At 59.9% G+C, this 20,223-nt stretch carries 17 protein-coding genes; 11 read left to right on the top strand and 6 right to left on the bottom strand.

Annotated elements, in window-relative coordinates; translation table 11 throughout:
* The first annotated feature begins 445 nt into the window (after window positions 1-445).
* Entirely contained in the window at window positions 446-1,291 is an 846-nt protein-coding gene (gene dapF / locus Enr8_RS17275; RefSeq protein ID WP_146433832.1) for a diaminopimelate epimerase, read from the top strand.
* Window positions 1,292-1,336: 45 nt separating this feature from the next.
* Complete coding sequence (locus tag Enr8_RS17270) at window positions 1,337-2,173, top strand: lysophospholipid acyltransferase family protein (protein ID WP_146433830.1); 837 nt, start codon at window positions 1,337-1,339, stop codon at window positions 2,171-2,173.
* Window positions 2,174-2,252: 79 nt separating this feature from the next.
* On the opposite strand, the gene Enr8_RS17265 is transcribed toward Enr8_RS17270, so the two are convergent.
* From Enr8_RS17265 to Enr8_RS17255, 3 genes are all read right to left on the bottom strand, one after another.
* Window positions 2,253-4,676 carry a cadherin domain-containing protein gene (locus Enr8_RS17265; protein WP_146433828.1) on the bottom strand — a complete coding sequence of 808 codons (2,424 nt, stop codon included), beginning with the start codon at window positions 4,674-4,676 and terminating at the stop codon, window positions 2,253-2,255.
* A 274-nt stretch (window positions 4,677-4,950) separates the two neighbouring features.
* On the bottom strand, window positions 4,951-5,388 hold the full coding sequence (locus Enr8_RS17260) for a carboxypeptidase-like regulatory domain-containing protein (RefSeq protein ID WP_146433826.1): 438 nt from the start codon (window positions 5,386-5,388) through the stop codon (window positions 4,951-4,953).
* A 21-nt stretch (window positions 5,389-5,409) separates the two neighbouring features.
* Window positions 5,410-6,444 (bottom strand): DUF1559 domain-containing protein, encoded by a 1,035-nt coding sequence (locus Enr8_RS17255; protein WP_186767719.1) that lies wholly within the window; start codon window positions 6,442-6,444, stop codon window positions 5,410-5,412.
* Between the two features lie 235 nt (window positions 6,445-6,679).
* Here Enr8_RS17255 and xseA point away from each other — a divergent pair, with 235 nt between their 5' ends.
* The 6 genes from xseA (at window position 6,680) to Enr8_RS17225 (ending at window position 13,449) form a co-directional block, all read left to right on the top strand.
* Window positions 6,680-7,954, top strand: coding sequence for an exodeoxyribonuclease VII large subunit (gene xseA, locus Enr8_RS17250; protein ID WP_146433821.1), 1,275 nt, complete (start codon window positions 6,680-6,682; stop codon window positions 7,952-7,954).
* A gap of 2 nt (window positions 7,955-7,956) precedes the next feature.
* Complete coding sequence (gene xseB, locus Enr8_RS17245) at window positions 7,957-8,316, top strand: exodeoxyribonuclease VII small subunit (RefSeq protein ID WP_146433819.1); 360 nt, start codon at window positions 7,957-7,959, stop codon at window positions 8,314-8,316.
* Window positions 8,317-8,402: 86 nt separating this feature from the next.
* Window positions 8,403-9,299, top strand: a complete 897-nt coding sequence (locus Enr8_RS17240) for a polyprenyl synthetase family protein (RefSeq protein WP_146434962.1) — start codon at window positions 8,403-8,405, stop codon at window positions 9,297-9,299.
* A 5-nt stretch (window positions 9,300-9,304) separates the two neighbouring features.
* On the top strand, window positions 9,305-11,227 hold the full coding sequence (dxs, locus tag Enr8_RS17235) for a 1-deoxy-D-xylulose-5-phosphate synthase (protein WP_146433816.1): 1,923 nt from the start codon (window positions 9,305-9,307) through the stop codon (window positions 11,225-11,227).
* A gap of 346 nt (window positions 11,228-11,573) precedes the next feature.
* Window positions 11,574-12,470, top strand: a complete 897-nt coding sequence (locus tag Enr8_RS17230) for an NAD(+)/NADH kinase (RefSeq protein WP_246120135.1) — start codon at window positions 11,574-11,576, stop codon at window positions 12,468-12,470.
* 43 nt (window positions 12,471-12,513) lie between these two features.
* Complete coding sequence (locus tag Enr8_RS17225) at window positions 12,514-13,449, top strand: DUF6263 family protein (protein WP_146433814.1); 936 nt, start codon at window positions 12,514-12,516, stop codon at window positions 13,447-13,449.
* An 80-nt stretch (window positions 13,450-13,529) separates the two neighbouring features.
* Here the strand turns inward: Enr8_RS17225 and Enr8_RS17220 are convergent, their stop codons facing one another.
* Together Enr8_RS17220 and Enr8_RS17215 are read right to left on the bottom strand one after the other, a co-directional pair.
* Entirely contained in the window at window positions 13,530-14,069 is a 540-nt protein-coding gene (locus Enr8_RS17220) for an RDD family protein (protein ID WP_222434892.1), read from the bottom strand.
* 59 nt (window positions 14,070-14,128) lie between these two features.
* A complete protein-coding gene (locus Enr8_RS17215) occupies window positions 14,129-15,313 on the bottom strand; it encodes a class I SAM-dependent methyltransferase (protein ID WP_146433810.1) in 1,185 nt (394 codons plus the stop codon).
* A 164-nt stretch (window positions 15,314-15,477) separates the two neighbouring features.
* On the opposite strand from Enr8_RS17215, the gene Enr8_RS17210 reads away from it, so the two are divergent.
* The gene (locus Enr8_RS17210) at window positions 15,478-16,248 is read left to right on the top strand and encodes a DUF6690 family protein (RefSeq protein ID WP_146433808.1); all 771 of its coding nucleotides are present in this window, start codon (window positions 15,478-15,480) and stop codon (window positions 16,246-16,248) included.
* Window positions 16,249-16,254: 6 nt separating this feature from the next.
* On the opposite strand, the gene Enr8_RS17205 is transcribed toward Enr8_RS17210, so the two are convergent.
* On the bottom strand, window positions 16,255-17,349 hold the full coding sequence (locus Enr8_RS17205) for a PDZ domain-containing protein (RefSeq protein ID WP_146433806.1): 1,095 nt from the start codon (window positions 17,347-17,349) through the stop codon (window positions 16,255-16,257).
* A gap of 158 nt (window positions 17,350-17,507) precedes the next feature.
* On the opposite strand from Enr8_RS17205, the gene Enr8_RS17200 reads away from it, so the two are divergent.
* Both Enr8_RS17200 and Enr8_RS17195 read left to right on the top strand, forming a co-directional pair.
* Complete coding sequence (locus tag Enr8_RS17200) at window positions 17,508-18,464, top strand: GNAT family N-acetyltransferase (RefSeq protein ID WP_186767718.1); 957 nt, start codon at window positions 17,508-17,510, stop codon at window positions 18,462-18,464.
* A 348-nt stretch (window positions 18,465-18,812) separates the two neighbouring features.
* Complete coding sequence (locus Enr8_RS17195) at window positions 18,813-20,201, top strand: DnaA/Hda family protein (protein WP_146433802.1); 1,389 nt, start codon at window positions 18,813-18,815, stop codon at window positions 20,199-20,201.
* The last annotated feature ends 22 nt before the right edge of the window (window positions 20,202-20,223 follow it).

Raw genomic sequence — 20,223 nt, 5'->3', positions numbered from 1 at the left:
CTTGATGGGATTTACCTTGCAAACCGGGGGGCGTCGAACAGGTTCTCGGGGGATTTCGCCTCTTAGCAGTCCGTTGATTTTCTCGACGGACCGCGTGATCGCACGGATGCGATCCCAAAATAACGACGTAAGTCGTTATTTTGCGAGCCGCGAAGAGCTATGCTCTGAGCCTGGCGAGGTTGAAAAATGCCACGATGGCATTTTTCAACAGGCAGCTAGGTGCGATTTTACGGAGTGTAGCGGATACATGCTCGGCTAGCGTTGGGGCGTCCGGTGGCCTCTCTGCCGCGGATCGATGCTTCCTGCCGACTTCGTCGGCCCAGAAAGTGGAGCTTTCTGGGCTAACCCGATTTCGGGCGCGGGTGAACCCACCGTACCCTGTTTGGCGTCTAACCGATAAAATAGGCCCCGAGTGTCCCTGGAATCCCCCTGCTGGAAAGAGCGCATGCGTTTCACCAAGATGCACGGCATCGGTAACGACTACGTCTACGTCAACTGCTTTGCCGAAGAGCTGCCGGCCCCGCCTGAGAAGATCGCGCCGCTGGTCTCGGATCGCCATTTTGGCATTGGCGGCGACGGGCTGATCTTGATCACGCCGTCGGAAGTGGCTGATGCCCGGATGCGGATGTTTAACGCGGACGGCAGCGAGTCGGAGATGTGCGGCAATGGGCTACGGTGCGTCGCCAAGTACGTCTACGATCATGGGATCGCCAAGAAGGAGACGCTGAAGCTGGAAACTGGCGCCGGCGTGCTGACCGTCCAGATTACCGCCTCAGGGGACCTGGCTCAGCAAGTTCAGGTCAACATGGGCGAGCCGATCTTAGAAGGGAAGAAGATTCCGACCACCTTCGACGCCAATCCGGTCGTCAATCAAACGATCGAAGTTGGGGGCAAGACGTTTGATGTGACCTGCGTCTCGATGGGCAATCCGCACTGCGTCATCTTTGTCGAGGAAGCGACCGACGAACTGGTCCTCAAGTTCGGCCCCCAGATCGAACGATCTTCTTACTTCCCCGCCCGGGTGAATGTGGAGTTTGTCGAGGTGATCTCGCCGACCGAAGTTCGCCAGCGGACCTGGGAACGAGGTTCCGGCGAAACGCTAGCATGCGGTACCGGCGCCTCGGCGGTGTGCGTCGCCGGCGTGTTGACTGGGCGAACCGAGCGGAAGATTTTGAATCATCTGCTCGGGGGCGACCTGCAATTGGAGTGGAACGAGTCCGACAATTGCGTGTATAAGACCGGAGGCGCGACGGAAGTCTTTACCGGCGAGTGGACGATGCCGGCGTCGTAAGCCAAAACGGAATCACGATTGAGGTCCGCGAGATAGGAAGCTCGCATGACGCTACAACATGGATGGCTAACCCGGCTGGGCGGTTTCGCGCTGCACGAAACGATCCGGCATTGGCTCGATACGCTTGATCTGCGCGTCGCTTATCATGATGCGCGGCTCGATCCGGCGCATCCCGAGAACGACCAGGCCGGCATCTATATCTTCTGGCACGAATACATCAGCTTCCCCCTTTATTTGCGTCCCTACTGCAACATCGCAATGCTGCTCAGCAAGCATCGCGACGCCGAGTGGCTGGCCAATACCGCGCAAATGATGGGCTTTGATACGGTCCGCGGCTCTTCGCAGCGCGGCGGCGCTACGGCGCTGATGGAACTGCTCGAAAAGTCGAAGAGCATGCACCTGGCGATCACGCCGGATGGCCCCCGTGGACCGCGCCGGCGTCTGGCGCCGGGGGCGATCTACCTGGCGTCGCGATTGGGCCTGCCGCTGATTCCGATGGGATTCGGCTTTGATCGCCCCCTCCGAGCCAACACCTGGGACATGTTCGCGATTCCGCGGCTCTTTTCCCGCGGCCGCGGCCTGATGGGAGCGGCGCTGACGATACCGCCCAAGTTGAGCAAAGAAGAAATCGAGCATCACCGCCAGCGGGTTGAGAGGTACCTAAACCAGATCACCACCGCCGCCGAACAATGGGCCGCCTCCGGCCAGCGCCTGGAAGTAGAAATCGCCGCCCGGCCCCGCAGCGCTCCAGTGGTCGGACATCGCGATTCGGCGAAGCGCGATCCGTTTTGGATCTCGGCGGAACGGTCGTTGGGTTTGAGTGAGGGAACGCTCATTTGCAAGTCGATGCCAGTCCTCGAAACGCAGAAGAAGGCGGCGTGATTAGGTAGCGTCGCCGAAAAAATAGCCGCGAAGCGAGATCGCGTCGCGGCTGGCGTTTTCGATCGAAGTTCAATTGGCGTTAGACTTCTAGCTCCGCCAATTCGGCATCGACGAGAAACTCCCAGGGCTCTTCCTGATCACCCAACTCATGGAACCAATCGCTGCGATTGGCATCCGCGGGCAGACGTGATCGGAGCGATTCGGTCGGCAACTGCCAAGCTGGCTCGAACGACTCGTCTAGCGACTCAAACGCCGCGTCGATTTCGTCTTTGAGGATCGGCGCGGGCGAAATGCCCGTCGAAGAAGCGGCAAGCAGGAGGTTGGACGCCGCTGCGGTTGACGAGCCGCCGCCTCCCGAAGACGCCATCATCATCGAACTGGTTAAGTTAAAGTAAGCGTTCGTGTAGTAATAGCTGACCTCATAGCCCAGATCTTCCATGACGGCGATCGTTACGGCGCTAATGGGAACGATGGAACCGGTGTTCAGCGTCGGCGTCATGATTTCCGTGGTGAAGACCGACTCGCGAAAGTGGCTGCCGACGGAATCAAGGGGAACGTTCCCCGTGCCTCCCAAGGCTTGGTAGGCGGCGACGGCGTTAGCGCCGGTAAAGCGAATGTCGCTGGGGTTGCTGTCGTCAAGCAGTCCCAGGTTGTCGAAGACCGTGGGCACAAATCCAAGGGCATGCCCCAGTTCGTGAAAAATGGTCGCCGACAATTGCGCCGTTCCGCTGGCAAAATAGGTGTCGTAGTAATCGAAGATCATAAACGACTCGTAGGGAAGGTGACCTGTCGTTCGTATCGAGTCAACGTTTGCGGCCGCCAGGACTCCGCCGGGGCCATCACCGTTTCCGACGTAGACGGTCAACTCCAGGTCGTCGATGCTTCCTTCTGCAGGGATGTCGCCAACGATGATTCCTTCCCAAACGCTTGCCATCTGTTCGACGTAGTCGGTCAGTTCCTTGCCGTAGGTGGTTTCAAACAAGGAGACCGAAGCGTCATAGACGATATCGATGTCAAAACCATCGACCACGTTGATCGTAATCGCCGCCGTGTCGGTCGCCCCAACAACATCGGTCACCTGTACCGTCAAGCTGTACGAACTGGTGGCCGTGTGATCCAGCGTTCCGGCGACGGTGATTTCGCCGGTGTACTCGTCGATGGCGAACGCTCCGCCGGTGTTTCCGCTCGTAATGGCGAATGTAAGCACTTCGGCGTCGGGGTCTGAGAATGCCGGCGTTCCCACCACGGATGTGGCGAGCAGATTCTCGCTGATGGTGTAGGTGTCGGCGCTGATTTCTGGCGCAGAGTTCAAGTCTTCCGGCGTGGTCGTCGCGTAGCTTGAAAACGCTTCCGACGTGTTGCCATTTGGGTCGGTCGCCGTCAGCACATAGGTGGCGGACGGCAAACCATCGATAAGGCCGATTGTAAAGTCAAATTCCGCGTAGCCGTATTGGTCGGTCGTAATCTGTTGGTAACCGTTGGAAACGGCGCCGACGGCGATCAGGTCCAGGTCAAACGTCGTATTGGGCGTCGATTGGAGGTAGCCTTCCACATAGAGATGCCGGGAATCGCTGGGGCCAGCAATGACCTGCTGATGCGTTACATGTGGCCGATTTTGCATTTTGTTGGCGCCAGCATCTTGATCGAGGGAATCGTCGTACGAGAGCCCGTCATCGCCAAGATCAATTAACTGTAGCGGCGAGGAAACAAACCAAGCTTGCGAGTAAAAACTGTTTCTGTGAAACGAATTCTCGTAGGAATCAGATCCCGTCACGGTGATTGCAACTGCACCAACGGCATAAACATTCGAATCCTCGATCGTATTACCCTGAGCGCCGTTGGTTAGCAGGATGCCGTCCGTGTCGCCATAGACCGTGATTTCGTTCAGCAGGTTTCCGTCGCCACCGTCGATGAGCACCTGCTGAGTGCCATTGTCTTGAATCAAGGAAAGATCGACGAGGTTATCCGAGCCGTTAATTGCGATGCCCGCGTTACCGAAGTTCTCGATCTGCATTTTCTCAATCGCAGAGTTTGAGCCGCTAATCGTCAGGCCACTGCTGCTGCCGGCGCTCGAGCCATCCAGAATGATGTCGTATTCATAGATGTATTCGTAGAGTGTGACCCAAACCTTCGTGCTGATCCCTTCGATGGTCAGGTCACTCCCCATCGCCGGCAGTTGCGAGCTAGGCGATATCGTAAAAGCTCCGGAGGAATAGCCCGGGTCAGAGGTCGGAATATTGAAGATGATCGTATCGGCTCCGGCGTTGGCGTTGGCCTGCTGGATTGCCGCCCGCAGCGTCACTTCGTTCGCTCCGGCTGAGTTGAGTTGGCCCGTGTAGGCGGTTCCGTCCAAGAGGTTGGAATCGCCCAGATCGCCTGTCGAGTTGACCGTGATTGTCGCCAAAACGCGGCGGTCCTCCAGCATTTCGAAGACGCCGTTGATCGGCGTCTGGCCGATGCGATTGCCTGAACGAAGTCGCGGGGAAGTGGCTCTTTTTCGCATGATCCATATCGTCCTTGGGAGAGAGTTGCTGAAACCGGTCGGGGTGAGCGGCGTGCACTATGTGGGTGGGATTATACGGGGTGGGCCATTGTAGTCAAATGCGGGGGTGTTGATCGGTTGTCGCGAGAAAGCGGCGCTCAAGATGCTCGCTGGAAGCTGCGGTAGGGAAGCGACTTACGAGTGGTCGCTGGGGCTAGAAATAGCTCAATTACAAAAAAGCCCGCGATCGCACAGTTTGCGATCGCGGGCTTCTCGACTCTGGAATCGAATGGAGCTATTTCGACTTCAACTCAAAGTCGATCACGTTCGTTTGATCCGTAACGTTTGCCGTTAGCTCCGTCCGGCGGTTGTAACGGGCTGGCAGTAGTTCGAGATCGGATTCGCTCATTCGGCTAAACTCGCCCCGTTTGCTAGTCAGCGGTTTCTCTTTGGTGATGAAAACCTTGTTCTCGCCCATTTTTGCGCCGGGACGGCGAGCGGCGTAGTATAGGCGGTAGACGCCGTCCTGGTCGGTGAAACCAGCGCCGGAGCTTCCCGCTTCGAAAGGGACGAACGAAACTTGAGCGTTTGCCAGCGGCTGGCCATCCAAAGTCACCGTTCCCGTGACCGGCTTGTACTCAGGATCGATCGAATCTCCGCTGCAGCCGAAGCTGAAAGCCAGTAGGCCTACGATCAGCCAGTATCCGATCGGATGCGATGTTGTCGCTTGCATGAAAGGAGCTCCCGTGATTGACTACGGCAACTCAACGGCTTGGCCGTCGGCGCGATGCAGGAGATAGTCGAAGGTGCACTGGCCTTCCGTCGCGGGCCAGGTTTGCACGGTATGTTCGATCGTCTCCGGTACGAAACGGACCGAGCCGTCTCCCAGGGCGAAGTTGGCTCCGCCGGGATGTTGGCTGCTGAAGGAGCGACGCGAGTAGTCGTAGCTGCCGCCGGGAGCTTCGTTGATGCGAGCGCGAGCGCTCGATAGTGATCCGGTATGAACCTGGTTGGCGGTGGCGTCGGCGGCTTGCTCGTACAACGATCGCGCCCCGGCCCAGGTCGCTGCGCCGGCAATCACCTGCGAACCGTCGTTGGCCCGCAGCGCCCACGCCCGCTCGCCAAAAAAGAAGGTGTTGGAAAGTCCGTCAACAACATCGGCGAAGCGAAGCGGCTTGCGCGGCGTGTAGGAATATTCGCCCACCGGAACCATCGTCCCGGTTCCATAAGTGCGATCCCACCGCGGCAAGTTGCGGTGTCCCGAGTTGCCGACATACGAACTGGATGCGGCGGGAACGTCCGATCCGCCGGTCGACGCCAGCAAGGCGCGAATGTTGGCGCCATCCTCGTCGCAGCCTTCGTTGAGGATTGGCATCGTCGAACTGGGACAGCGATAGCCGTCGATCGGCGTTTGAATCACGGCGAGTTTCGTCGCGTCGCCGATGGCCGAGCGGAGATGATTGGTCGGGTCTTGCAGGTTGTTCAGATCGAGCTGATCGTACATCGCCGATTGCTCAATGAAGGGAAGCAGAAACGCTCCCCATCCCCAGTGCGCCGCCAGGTCGGGCGTGCCAGTACCGTCGCCGCGCTGCGTACCAGGGACGATATGCCCGTAGGTACTCTCAAAGTTGTGGGTCGCCAACATGACTTGCTTCAAGTTGTTGGTGCATTGCATCCGGCGAGCTGCCTCGCGGGCTTGTTGCACGGCTGGCAATAACAAGGCGATCAAAACGCCGATGATCGCAATGACGACCAGTAGTTCGACTAGCGTGAAACCTTTGCGAGGCATGACGAGGCTTCCCTTAGACGTTTGCGGGGCGGAAAATAGCGAAAGCTTGACTATAGGGGGGCTGATGCCCTCTAAGAATGTTACCAAATAATCGGATATTTGCGATGACTTTTGCGTCAAAAGGTGGCGAAGCGGGCCGTCACCTGACATGTCGCCGGCTGAACAGTTGGACAAAATCTGCTAACTTGGCGTCTGAATTCTGAACCATTTCCCTCTCGACTCCCCTTTACGCCGCATGGATGTAGACCTTCCCCCTTGGGAAGCCGCCGCTTCTGGAGAACAGCCGCCTGTCTTGAGCGTGGCGCAGTTGACGGCGCTGATTAAAGGGACGCTCGAAACCGCGTTTCCGTCAGTCTGGGTCAGCGGCGAGATCTCGAATCTGGCTCAGCCCCGCTCCGGTCACGTTTATCTGACGCTAAAGGATGATGCGGCGCAGATTCGGGCAGTGATGTGGAAGACGACTGCCGCCAAGTTGCCGTTTGATCTGGAAGATGGGCAGCAGGTGATTTGCCGAGGCGATCTCGACGTCTACGCTCCCCGCGGCAGTTATCAGTTGGTGATCCGCCAGATCGAGCCGCAAGGAGTCGGCGCCCTGCAACTGGCCCTGCAAAAGCTGCAGCAGAAATTGGCGGCGGAAGGGGTGTTTGAGCCGGACCTGAAGCGCCCCCTGCCCCGCTTTCCGCGGCGGATTGTGGTGGTGACCAGTCCGACTGGCGCCGCGATTCGCGACTTTCTGGAAGTGATGCGCCGCCGTTGGCGTGGCGCCGATGTGCTGGTGATCCCGACCCGCGTGCAAGGCGCCGGAGCGGCGGCCGAAATCGCCGCCGCCATCAAGAAAGCGGCCAAACTACAACCGCGACCCGATGTGCTGGTCGCCACCCGCGGCGGCGGCAGCATCGAAGATCTTTGGTGCTTCAACGAAGAGCCGGTCGTCCGGGCGATCGCCGAGTGTCAGATTCCGGTCATCTCGGCCGTTGGGCACGAGATTGACGTCACCCTCAGCGATCTGGCGGCCGACGTTCGAGCGCTCACCCCCAGCGAGGCGGCCGAGTTGTGCGTGCCGTCGCAGGCCGAGGTGAACGAGGCGCTCGACGGCTACAAGGTCCGCCTGACGCAAGCCTTGCGGCAACGGGCGCAGCTGGCGCGGCGGCGGCTGGACGCCCTGTCCGAGCGGCGGGCCTTCGTCAAACCGTTTGCGCTGATTCAGGATGCTCAGCGGGCGCTTGACGGTTGGGACGAGCGGCTGTTGGCGGCAATGCGGCGGCAACTGCAAGTCAGCCAGCAGCGGGTGCGAGAAGCGACGGCGCGGCTCGAGTCGTTATCGCCGCTGGCGGTTCTGGCTCGGGGATATAGCGTGACCCGCAGCGTCAGCGGAGCGGTGCTTCGCGCGGCCGAAGAGGCTGCCGCCGGCGAGCAGATCGAAACCATTTTGCCCTCCGGGCGGCTAATCAGCCGGGTCGAAGAGGTGCAGACCGAATCCACGAAGAAACCTGCGAAGAAGAAGGCATAATCATGGCCAAGAAAAAAGCTGCCGGCGAAGCGACCGACGCCCCGGCGTTTGAGGAAGAGCTGGCGACGCTCGAAACGCTGGTCCGCCGGCTCGAGTCGGGCGAAGCGGGGCTGGAAGAGTCGCTGAAGCTGTACGAGGACGGCGTCGGCAAGCTGAAGTCGTGCTACAGCCTCTTGCAGCGAGCCGAGCGCAAGATTGAGGTTCTTTCCGGTTTTAACGCCGCTGGCGAGTCGGTGACCGAGAATTTTGATGAGGGCGAGACGACGTTGGCCGAAAAGGCGGAGTCGCGGACCAAGCGTCGCGGCGGCAAGTCTCGCACCGATGAGGGGGACGAGATAGACGACAAGCGTCGACTTTTTTAAGATAGCGTTATCGCTTGGAACTGAATGGTTTGGGGCGAAACGACGTCCGCCCTGCGACTTTCCCTTACCGTCTACATCCGCCTGACATGATGTCCGCTCCGCTTGCTTCGCTGCATGATTTCTCGGCCACCTTGCGAGACGAGGTCGACCAGGCGCTGGACGCTTACAGTCGCTTTGGCCACGGCTGTCCGGAACGGCTGGAGCAGGCGATCCGTCATAGTCTGATGGCCCCCGGCAAGCGACTTCGTCCGCTGCTAACGTTAATGGCGGCCGAGGCTTGCGGTTCTGAGAGAAGTCAGGCGATGCCGGCCGCATGTGCGGTCGAGATGATCCACTGCTACTCGCTGATCCACGATGATCTGCCGGCGATGGATGATGACGACCTCCGTCGCGGCCTGCCGACCTGTCACAAGGCGTTTGACGAAGCGACCGCGATTTTGGCAGGCGACGCCCTGCTGGCCCGGGCGCTGGAAATCGTGGCTGACGGCTACGAAAACCCCACCATTGCGGCTCGCAGCTGCCGGGAATTGGCGAAAGCGGCCGGCGCCACGGCTCTGGTGGGTGGTCAAGCCGACGATTTAAACGAACAATTTGGAGCTGGCGACGTTGATATGTTGAAGGCGATCCACCGCCGCAAGACGGGAGCGATGATTTGCGTCTCGCTACGTCTGGGGGCGATCGCCGCCGGCGCCGACGACCAGCAAGTCGCCGCATTGGACGCCTACGGAGAGCAAATCGGCCTGGCGTTTCAGATTGTGGACGACCTGCTTGATCATGCTGGCGACGAAGCCTCCATGGGAAAACGGGTCGGCAAAGACGCCGATCGCGGCAAATTAACCTATCCAGGCCTGATTGGCGTCGAAGAAAGTCGCCAGCAGGCCGAAACGCTGATTGCCGGGGCGAAACAGTCGCTGTCGCAATTTGGCGAGCGTGCCAGTCATTTGGAAGCGTTGGCGCAATACATCTTGGAAAGGAACCACTAAGAGCGATGCACAAGATCCTTTCGCAAATCGAATCGCCCGCCGATCTCAATGGACTCTCCAGCGACCAGTTGGAGCAGCTCGCCGATGAGATTCGCGACGTACTGTGCAGCTTGGTGGCGACCCGCACGGCCCACTTTGCGTCGAACCTGGGCGTGGTCGAGCTGTCGATCGCGCTCCACCGGACGTTCGACTTCAGTCGTGATCGCCTGATCTGGGACACCGGCCACCAAATCTATCCGCACAAACTGTTGACCGGCCGCTACGACGAGTTCGGCACGATCCGTACCGCCGGCGGCTTGATGGGGTATCCCAATCCGGCCGAAAGCGAATACGACCTGTTCGTCACCGGGCACGCCGGCTCGAGCGTCTCGACGATGCTGGGCATGCGCAGTGGCGACGACCTGCAGGCCGAAAAAGATCGCCACGCGGTCGCGGTGATCGGCGACGGGGCGTTTCCCTCGGGCATCGTCTACGAAGCGCTCAACAACGCCGGCGGGATGAACGCCAACTTGCTGGTGATTTTGAACGACAACAAAATGTCGATCTGCCCGCGGGTCGGCGGCGTGGCCGATTACTTCGATCGGCTGCGGATGAACCCGTTCTACACCGGCGTGAAGAGCGAAGTCCTCAAGATCCTGAATCATGTGCCGCTGTTGGGCGATCCGACCGAACGATTACTGGCCCAGTGCAAGGAGGCGGTCAAAGCCGGACTGCATGGCGGGATGCTGTTCGAGGAGCTTGGCTTCAGCTACATCGGCCCGATCGACGGCCACAACATCGCCCTGCTCCGCAAATACCTGGAGATGGTCAAGACCTTGCCCGGCCCGGTGCTGCTGCACGTGGTGACCGAAAAGGGACATGGTTATCAGCCCGCTGCGGCCGATCCGGTCTTCTTCCACACCCCGCCGGCCTTCATCGACGACAACGGCACGGTGGTGCCCAAAAAGTCAGGCGGCGCGAAAGCGTTTACCAACTACGCCCGGGATGCGATCGCCGCCGAAATGCGGAAGTCGGACAAGGTGACCGTCCTGACCGCCGCGATGTGCCAAGGGACCAAGATGGAGCCGGTACGGGACGAGTTCCCGCATCGCTTCTTTGACGTCGGCATCTGCGAGTCGCACGCAGTGGCGTTCGCCGCCGGCCAGGCCAAGACCGGGCTTCGTCCGATCGTCAACATCTACAGCACCTTCCTGCAGCGCAGCTTCGACCAGATCTTCCAAGAGGTCGCCCTGCAAGACTTGCCGGTTGTCTTCACGATGGATCGCGCCGGGCTGACCGCGGCCGATGGCCCGACCCATCACGGGGCGTACGACATCGGCTACATGCGACTGTTCCCCAATATGATCGTCATGGCGCCCGGCGACGCCGAAGAAGTGGGCGAGATGCTCGCTTTCTCGCTGGAGCAAGATCACCCGGCCGCGATTCGCTATCCGAAGACGAACGCGGAAACGGTCGAGCGCCAGCGAACCCCGATCCAACTCGGCAAAGCCGAAACCCTGGCCACCGGCGGCGATGGCACGATCGTTTGCTATGGCGCTCAATTGGCCGACGCCCAGCGTGCGGTTGAGCAATTGAAGAGCGAAGGATTGCATGTCGGGCTGATCAACGCCCGGTTCTGCAAACCGATCGACCGCGAGACGATCGTCGGCGCCGTCAAAAATTCGCCGTTCGTCGTGACGGTCGAAGAAGGCGCTCTGATGACCGGCTTTGGCAGTGCGGTGCTGGAAGCGTGTGCCGAAGAAGGCGTCGACGCCAGCCGCGTCAAACGCCTGGGTATCCCCGACACGTTTATCGACCATGGCGATCGCGAGGAACGCCTGGCCGAGATCAGCTTGACGACCGAGGGAATCGCCCAGACTTGCCGCGATATGGCCGCCAAGACGAGCGCCATCCATGGTGGCGATGACTCGATGACGGCTGGGCTGTAGGCGAGCATGGGCAAGCCAGGCTCGAATCGGCCTAGCAAATGGCGACTGCCAAGCAGAGAATCAGCGAGAATTTCATCGCCGTCGTTCCTTGAAAAGGCAATTTTGAAGATGGGTGACTCCAGGCTGGTGAAATCGATCGTTTCGTTCCGGCCCAATCCGCGCTCGTCCTGTTGATACTTCGGTGGTGCGGGACGCGTCAATCTTGGTTCCCTCATGCCGCCGAGGCCCCGTTGCGGGCCCGCACAATTGGTTTTTGCGGAAGAGACGCTCACCGCCGCCGCCAGAGAAACCCACGACTTGGCCGAAACCGCTTGTTTCTAGTTTTCTGGCAGCGGAAGATAGCTGTATGCCAAATCTGAAACCCCCGACGCCGCGACAGCCGAATTGGCTTCCCAACGCCCGGAAGCCGCAGGTCATGCTGGTCGGCGCCGGCGATCGTGAACACGTGCGCGAAGAGGCGGTTCGGCTGCAGAAGTTCATTCCGCAGTATGCCGACTTGGTCCATGTTGACCTCGACTGGAAGTCGGACCTCTCGCAAGTCGACACCGACTTTGCGATCGTGCTAGGGGGCGACGGCTCGCTGTTGGCGGCGGCGCGCAGCATGGGAACGCGACAAGTTCCCGTTGTTGGCGTCAATATGGGCAAGCTTGGGTTCTTGGCGGAGTTTTCTCAGGAAGATCTGTTCGCCGAATTGGCCAACATTTGTCACGGCCAATGCTCGGTGATCGAGCATATGATGTTCCGCTGCCAGGTTTTCGAGGGAGAAGACCTGATTTGCCATCAACTGGGCTTGAACGAGGCGGCGATTCTGGGTGGACCGCCGTTTCAGATCCAGACCATCGATCTTTACGTTGACTCAGAATTAGCTACCACCTATAACTGCGACGGTTTGATCGTCAGCACTCCGGTGGGATCAACGGCCCATAACCTGTCCGCTGGCGGACCGATCTTGCGAGCCGACTTGCACGCCTTCGTCGTCTCGCCGATCAGTCCCCATACGCTCACCGTTCGCCCGGTGGTCGATACGGCGGAAAGGACCTACGAGATCCGCGTGACCGGCGCCGAAGCGAACCTGTCAGTCGTCGTCGACGGCCGCGTCTTGGCGCGTCTCACCCCGGAACTGCGAGTGGTGGTCGATCGGGCGGAACAGCGTTTCAAACGAATCGCCGTCGCCAGCCATAGCTACTATCGAACTCTCCGCGAAAAACTGGGATGGGGAGGGAGAATCGATCACGGCCGTTAGCCGGTCGTTCCCGCACAGCAGATTCAACGCAAGGATGCACAGAATGACGCGAAATGTATTTTTCGGTCTGGTTCTTACGGCGACCACGTTCGCCTCGGCCACCTTCGCCGCCGATACATACGAGTTGAAGTACAAGCTTGCCGAAGGGGACGTCCTTCGCAGCAAGGTGACCCATCTGGTCAACGTCACGACCAAGATCCAGGGGAACTCGCAAACCGCTCAGTCGCGGACCGTCTCGACCAAGAACTGGAAGGTCGAAAAGATCGACGACGAAGGGAACATCACCCTGGTCCACTCGATCGAAGACCTGCAGCTGTGGAACAAGGTGACCGATCGTCCCGAGCAGGTTTACGATAGCACCTCGCCGGAACCCCCTTCCCCGATCTTCCAGCGGGCCGCCCAATCGGTCGGCGTGCCGTTGTCGCGGTTCACGATTAGCAAGAATGGTTTTCTGGTCGAGCGCGAAGAGCTGCAGGAAAGCGCCCACGCTCCCTTCAACCAGGTAACCGTCGTCTTGCCGGCCGAACCGGTCGAGATCGGCGCCAAGTGGGACTCGCCGACCGACGTGCAGATCCGCACCTCGAAGCAACAGCTGAAGAAAGTGAAAACTCGCCAGCTGTTCACGCTGGAGTCGGTCGTCAACGGCGTCGCCACCATCGACATGAAGACGCAGATCCTGACCCCGATCGAAAACCCGGAAATCAAGGTCGAACTGATCCAGCAGTTGGCCAACGGCAAAGTCAAGTTCGACATCGACGCCGGCCGTGTGATGCGACAAGACCTCGACATGGACGAAACGGTCATCGGCTTCCAAGGCGAAGCGAGCATGATGAAGTTTCGCGGTCGCATGCAGGAAGAACTGCTGACCGAACCGCTGCAGGCCGCCGTCGCGCCGACCCCGCCCAAGCCGGAATTCGAAAGGACGGCCGAAGCGCCGACCCCGGCCAAGCGTCCGGAAGAAGCGACCGAAGTCGAGTAGGCGCATGTCGCAGCAAGAATCAGAGAGGGACGCCTTGGCGTCCCTTTTTTATGCGCTAGTCGGGATCGGCGTCGTTGACTTCACCACGATCGTGCCGGCGATGAAGTCATGCAGGCAACGCTTTTCGGAGTGAAGATCATCAGCACATTGACCAGGCCGACGATGGGACCGACGAGCGGGATCTGAGTCACAAACGTGATTGGCAAGACCCGCATTCGCATGATATGCCCCAGCGATTTGATCCGATGATCGTTGTAGTCAACGATTTTGATGCCGCAGGCCATCTTGCCGACGGTCTGACCATGCTTAGCAAGCAGGTAATTGTTGACCGCCATAAAGATTCCGAATCCGACTAGCAGCCCGACGACGTTCCCCAGTAGTTCTAATGCCACGGGGCTCATTTCCGAGCCGGCCGAAGCCAATATGGCGATCAGTACGAGCCCAACCGGAATGCTAACCAGCCCAACGACTAGTGAATCGATGAGCGACGCGCCCAGGCGCAGCCAACGCGAGGGGAGGTCTTCGATCGACGAGACGGGGCCCGTTACCTGAGCGACCGTCACCGGCTCGGTCGTTTGCGGAGACGCGAACGGATTCTCGGATTCAGGAAAGTCGTTCAAGGCAGATCGGATCATCCAACAGGTAAGCAGGACAATAGATTGGGAGGTTGCAAGTATAGCTACGCGCCAACCCGCTGGCAAAGAATCGCACGATTGCCGCTGGGGGTCGGCGTCAGGATGAGCGTCGCCGACGTGTCGCCAGAAAGTCGGAGCTTTTTCAAAAACGCTTCAGGGCGAATGTCGAGCCCGCGAACCTTGATCTCGACCCGACCGATCCCCTGCTCTTTCAAGCGTTTGGAAAGCGACTTGCGATCAATCGGCAGTTGATCGTGTACCTGGAACGCAGCGACCAGCGGCGAGTCGACCGGCGCGTCTCCCGTTAGATAAACGCTGCGCGGTAAGATGCGGCCCAAGTGGTGTTCGACGGCGAAAGCGTCGACCAGATCGGCCGCCAACAGCGCCGGGTTCGGTTCCAGCAGGTACTCACCCATTTCGCCCGCAACTTGCAGGTCTGCATCATCGGCGGCGACAAAGGTGCTGGCCGCTCCCTCTTTATCGACATGGGTCGCACGACGCGCCCGCGGCATCGTCGCCAAGTCACCGATCCAAGCGACCAATTGGCGGCACTCGCGACGGCTGCTGATCCACTCCAGCTCTCCCTGCTGTCGCCACTCGACCGGAACTTGCGTTGCCGGGGCCAGTTTGATCGCGGCGTTGTTGTTCTGTGCGAGCAATTCGTCCAGTTGATCCGCCGATGGCGAGAACGAGTCAAGCTGCGTCGTCCGGCGCTTCTCCGCACGACGATCAGGATCACAGTGCCAAGCGTCAAACGAGCCGACATCCGCCGACGCCGCATCGATCGATTGGCTGGTGACTTTGTTGCCATAGGCGGCGCAGTTCGCCGCGGCCAGGATCGCCAGTTGCGGCGAAAGATCAACGCCAACGGCGGTTCGACCGTCGGCAATCGCCAAAAGATCGCCCCCGACGCCGCAGCAGAGATCGACCACCTTGGTTGTCGCGCCGAACCGCGTCGCTTTATAGGCGGCGATCGCCTCGTCGGTCGCTTGCTCAAGGCCCACACGGGTAAAAAACATCTGCTCGGCCCGCGAAAACTTCGCTTTGCCCCGCTGCCGCAGTTCGAGTTGCTCGGAGATCAGCGACGCCCGCGGCGGTCCAATCTCGCGGTTGAGCTGCGCGAGCTGGGCGACCGAGAGTTGCGGACTTGACTGCTGCGCAAAGATTTCGGCCGCTTCTTCGCTAACAAGCCAGTGGAGATCAGAGAGGTCGGCAGATTCGGCGGACATAACGCGATGGCGGGCTAACGAACAAAACGGGCGTGGCGAACATTCTAACCTGCGAAACTTCTCCGGGAATGACGGTCGCGCCTAGCCGCCGTATTCGGGTGAGGATCTCCGCTAGCAGTGGTCGATACCGATCAGGGAAGACCTCTAGTGGAGGAAAGAAGACAATGATCCGCCGCAATTTGACATACGCCGCGATTATGGCCGCGAGCATCGGCGGCCCCTACACCTTCTTCAATCCCGAAGCGCGCCAACAGGCCGAATCGATCTGGAGCCAGGCGAGCGCCCTGATCCCCTCTGGCGAAAAATCGGACGCCACCGAGAAGCCGACCGCCTCGATCGAATCGCCGCAAGTTCAGCCCGAGCTGCCGCCCGAAGAGCAGCCGAATATGTTTGTCCCGCCGACGCTGTCCGATGCCGGAGCGAACATGCCGATCGCTGGTCCGCCGGTCCAGGACTTTCTGGAGGTCTTCAACTTCAACGCCGACTTCCGCTGGGTGGCGATGCGGTGGCCGCGGGTATCGACGACGCTGGCCGACTTGAACTTGGAAGGCCTACGAGCGCCGCTGGTTACGGGATCGCAGTATGACGACCTGGCTGGTTCGATCACGTACTACTTTGATCGCGATGGTCACGTGCAGCGGATCACGTTTCATGGCACGACCGGCGACGAACGCCGTTTGGTCCAAATGCTAACGACCCACTTCGGCTTCAAGCACGAGCCGACCCTCGACGCCGGGCTCTACCTGGTGAAATGGAACGGCGATCCGACCAGCGTGTTGAGGCTACGCAACTCGCCGGTTCTGAATGCGGCGCAGCCCCACACCCGGTTAAATGTGGCGCTGGAGATCAATCGCCCGTCGCGCTACTACGGACTGAGCCCGCAAATGGCCGAAACGGTCGAAGAGGCGAAGTCGGCCCAGCGTTGGGGGAAGTAGCGGCGACTAATTCTGGCCGCCGTTCTCGGCTCGCAACTGATTGACCAGCGTCTGCAAGCGAGTCACTTCCGCTTCGAGTTCGGCGACGCGACTGCGAAGCTGAGCGTTCTCGTTTTGCTCTTCGATCGACGGAACCGGATTGGCGCCTAGTTCGGATAGGGCCCGATTCAGCATTCGCATCGCTGGGCGATCGGCGAAGCGGCCGTCCGACGGCAAAGCGTTCGGCGTATCGTTGACCAGCGACGGCGGTTGGCCATCGAGACGGACGTTCGATTGCAATAAACGATTGCCGACATAGTAGCCGATCGGCACGTCCCGATTTTGCGGCATCGTCGCCAAGATGTTGAGCAAGTCTTGCGGATCGTTGACGCGGCGGTTGTTGAGCGCGACGATCACCGAACCGACCGGAATGCCGGCGAACGCGGCGGCGCTACCCGGCGTCACGCTTTCGACCACCGCGCCCCGGCGAACTGACGTGCCGGTCGTTTCCCGATATTGATCGGTGACTGGAACGACCCGCACTCCCAACTTGCCGCGCGGAATCGCCGGCGGATTGTTGGGTGGATTGACCAGAACCGACGGCGGCGAATCTTCCAGGCCGAGCGGATCAAGCGGGTTACTGCTGTTGCCGGTCGCCGGCGGATTGTTGTTCATGTTGGTTGGCGGCGGCAGCGCTTCGTTCGCTGGGGGCGCAGCGGGGCGATTGCCGAGCGTGACCAGAATCGACTCCGGCTCTCCTTTGCGCTCGACGGTCATCTTGATGCGCGAACCGGGAACCTGGTTCCGCATCAGCCGCGCGAACTGATCGAGGTTCGACACGGCGACCGTTTCGAGCGAGACGACGCGATCGCCTGCTTCGAGACCTGCTTTCTCGGCCGGGCCGCCTGGATTGACCTTCAGCACGACCACCCCCGCATCCGGCGTCTCTTTGTCCAGGTTATCGAGCGTCGCGCCCAGATAGCCCGGGTTGGCCGGGGCTGGTGTCGGCGCGGGATCTCCCGGCGGGCGAATTAGATTTTGCAGTTGCTCGAAGGCCGATTGAGCATGTCCTACGGCGGGCGCAGCCAGCAGAACTGCCAGAGTCAAGGTTATGTATCGCATGGGGGCTCCCACCGCTAAAGTTGGTCAATTGGAGTCATCTTCGCTGTTTGCCTCCCTCCATTGTTAACCGGAACCCCCAGTCGCGGCAAAGCATTTCCTCGCATCTTCCGGCAAAACCGATAATGACTCACCTGCGCGATTTGAGGTATCCTGGCCCCATGCAAAACATCTCCACCGAAATGCTGACCGTCGAACGAGCCGATCCCTCCTGCTACGGCGCCGCCGTCTGGATGGTCTTTGGCGGCAAGGTGCGTCGCGCGATGGCGGGACGTTTGGCCGCGATTCTGCAGGCTGAACGCCAAGGCCGCGTCAGCTTTGAGGGGCTGTTTGTCGCCCGCCGCGGCGAACGCATTGTCGGCGCCGCTTGGGGAACCGAGCAGCCGGGGCGATTTGGGACGATGTGGCCCGCCCGGGTGATCCCCAGCGAATCGCCGGCCGTGGCCCGGTTGTTGATGCAGTCGGCGGCGAAATTTGTCGCCGGGCTCGACATTTCGATCGCCCAAAGCCTGATCGCGCTCGACGCGAGCGGCGATCAGCGACTGCTGGAGGCGTCAGGTTTTCAGGCGATCACCAATCTCGAATATCTGTTTGTGCAATCGGCGCAAATGCGGGACGACTTTGTGCAGCCCAAATTGAAGGGGGTTCCCTTTCATCAGACTACGGATGCCGCGGCCGAATTGATCGCCACCTATCCTGGGACGCTCGATTGTCCCGAGTTTGAAGGTTTGCGTCCGATTGACGATGTGATCGCCGGATATTGCGACACCGGCGCGTTTGAGTTGTCACTTTGGCAACGGCTGGAACTGGACGGCGAACCAGCGGGGGTGATGATCTTGGCCCCCACTCCTGACTACCAAGCGATGGAGATCGTCTACTTGGGGCTGCGACCGGAAATGCGCAATCGCGGATTGGGCAAGGCGGCGGTCCAAATGGCAATGGCCGAGGCGAAGCGGCGCGGAATCGAACGGCTACTGTTGGCGGTCGATCAGCGCAACGAGCCGGCGATTCGCAGCTATTCGGCCTGCGGTTTTCTCGGGTATGAGTCGCGTAAGTTGATGGTTTTACGTGCGGAAAACCCCGCCTCGAAACGAAGCGAAACCGAAGCGACGCCGTAAGTCGCGTTTCTCTCAGACGTTGCGGCCAGGGCAAAAGTGGGGATCCATTTTCTGCGGTCGGCCGCGGCGTGATCTTTAACAAGTTTTCCACGCAGCCGCCAAAAAAAGATCTGGAGTTCCGGCGGCGCCAGGATCGTCAAAACTGCGGAAATAAACGACCGCACGAATCGCCCGTTCGACGTTCCCAACATTTTTAGCGAGAAGCGGTCGTCCTGTGGTTTGACACCGGTGCTAGCAACTTTAAAATCGTGCTCCAGTCAATGTTAAGAGTTTCCGCCAAACGGCGTGGAATGCCCGTCGGGCAAGCTGCTTGAGTTTGCCATATTCGCCTGCTGAAAGAGTCAGCCTGTGGTCAAGGAAGACATCGATCTCGATACCCTATCCGCTTTGCGCATCTCGCTAGTCGAGCGCATCGGACAGGAACGGTTCGACCTCTGGTTCAATTCGAGCGCTCAGCTCCGATTGGATCGCAACCAACTGGTCATTGAAGCGGCCAGCCAGTTTACGATTGATTTTCTACGTCGTAATTTTCGCGATCAAATTGATGCCGCCGTCGCCGAAACGCTGACCGGCTCCACCGTCATTCAATATCGCATCGCCGCGGACACGTCTGGTCCCGTCGCGAGCAAGAAAAATGTCGCTTCCAGCCGACCGACCACGCGGGAAAGCAAAGCCGAAGCTCGGCAGGATCTGGCCCGTCGCCGTAAGTTCTCTTCGCTCGAAGATCTGATCGTCGGCGAGTGCAACAAGTTTGCGTCGACCGCCGCGTCGATGATCATGAACCGCCCTGGCGAGATCAATCCGCTGTTCATCTGTGGACCGCAAGGCTCAGGCAAGACGCACCTGCTCGAGGGCATCTACGGCGAAGCCCGCCGTACGCGGAAGTTTGAGCGGGTCGTCTATCTCTCGGCCGAACAGTTTACGACCTACTTCCTGGACGCTCTCAACGGCGCCGGCGTCGCCAATTTCCGCCGCAAATACCGTGACGCCGATCTGCTGATCATTGACGACGTGCAGTTCTTTGCTGGCAAACGAGCCACGCGGACCGAACTGCTGCACACGCTCGATTCGATCACCCGCCGTGGTGGACAGGTCGTCTTGGCTGCCGACAAGCGTCCGACCGAACTGTCGGCTCTTGGCCCTGAATTGATCGCTCGCTTCTCGGGCGGCTTGGTCTGCGAAGTGCATGAAATCGATCGGGATACTCGCCGGCAAATGGCCGAAAGGCTGTGTGCCGCCCGCGACATGAACGCATCGCGGGGCTTGCTCGATTGGCTGGCCGATCATCTGCCGGGGGACGCCCGGTTGATGTCTGGGGCGCTCAATCGACTGTGGGCGACCGCGATGTCGATGGGACGAGAAGCCGACGTCGCGATGGCCGAAAACGCCTTGTCGGACATGGTGCGGGCCTGCACGCCGATCGTTCGTTTGGCCGATATTGAAGAAGCGGTTTGCAAGTCGTTTGGCGTCGACGCTAAAATGCTGCGTAGCCCCAGTAAGTCTCGTAAGGCGAGTCATCCTCGGATGTTGGCGATGTGGTTGGCCCGCAAATACACCAAGGCCGCCCTGTCTGACATCTGTCAGTTCTTCAATCGGAAGAGTCACAGCACGGTGATTTCGGCCGAGAAGAAGGTGAACGAGTGGGTCAAGCTGTCGAAAAGCTTGCAGCTTTCCGACACCGCGATTCATGTCAGCGATGCGATCCGCCGCTGCGAGACGGAGTTAAAGCTGGGCTAATCACATTCTAAGCATGCGGAGG

It is taken from the genome of Blastopirellula retiformator (assembly GCF_007859755.1).
Lineage (GTDB): Bacteria > Planctomycetota > Planctomycetia > Pirellulales > Pirellulaceae > Blastopirellula > Blastopirellula retiformator.
This window is presented reverse-complemented; position numbering and strand designations above follow the sequence as displayed.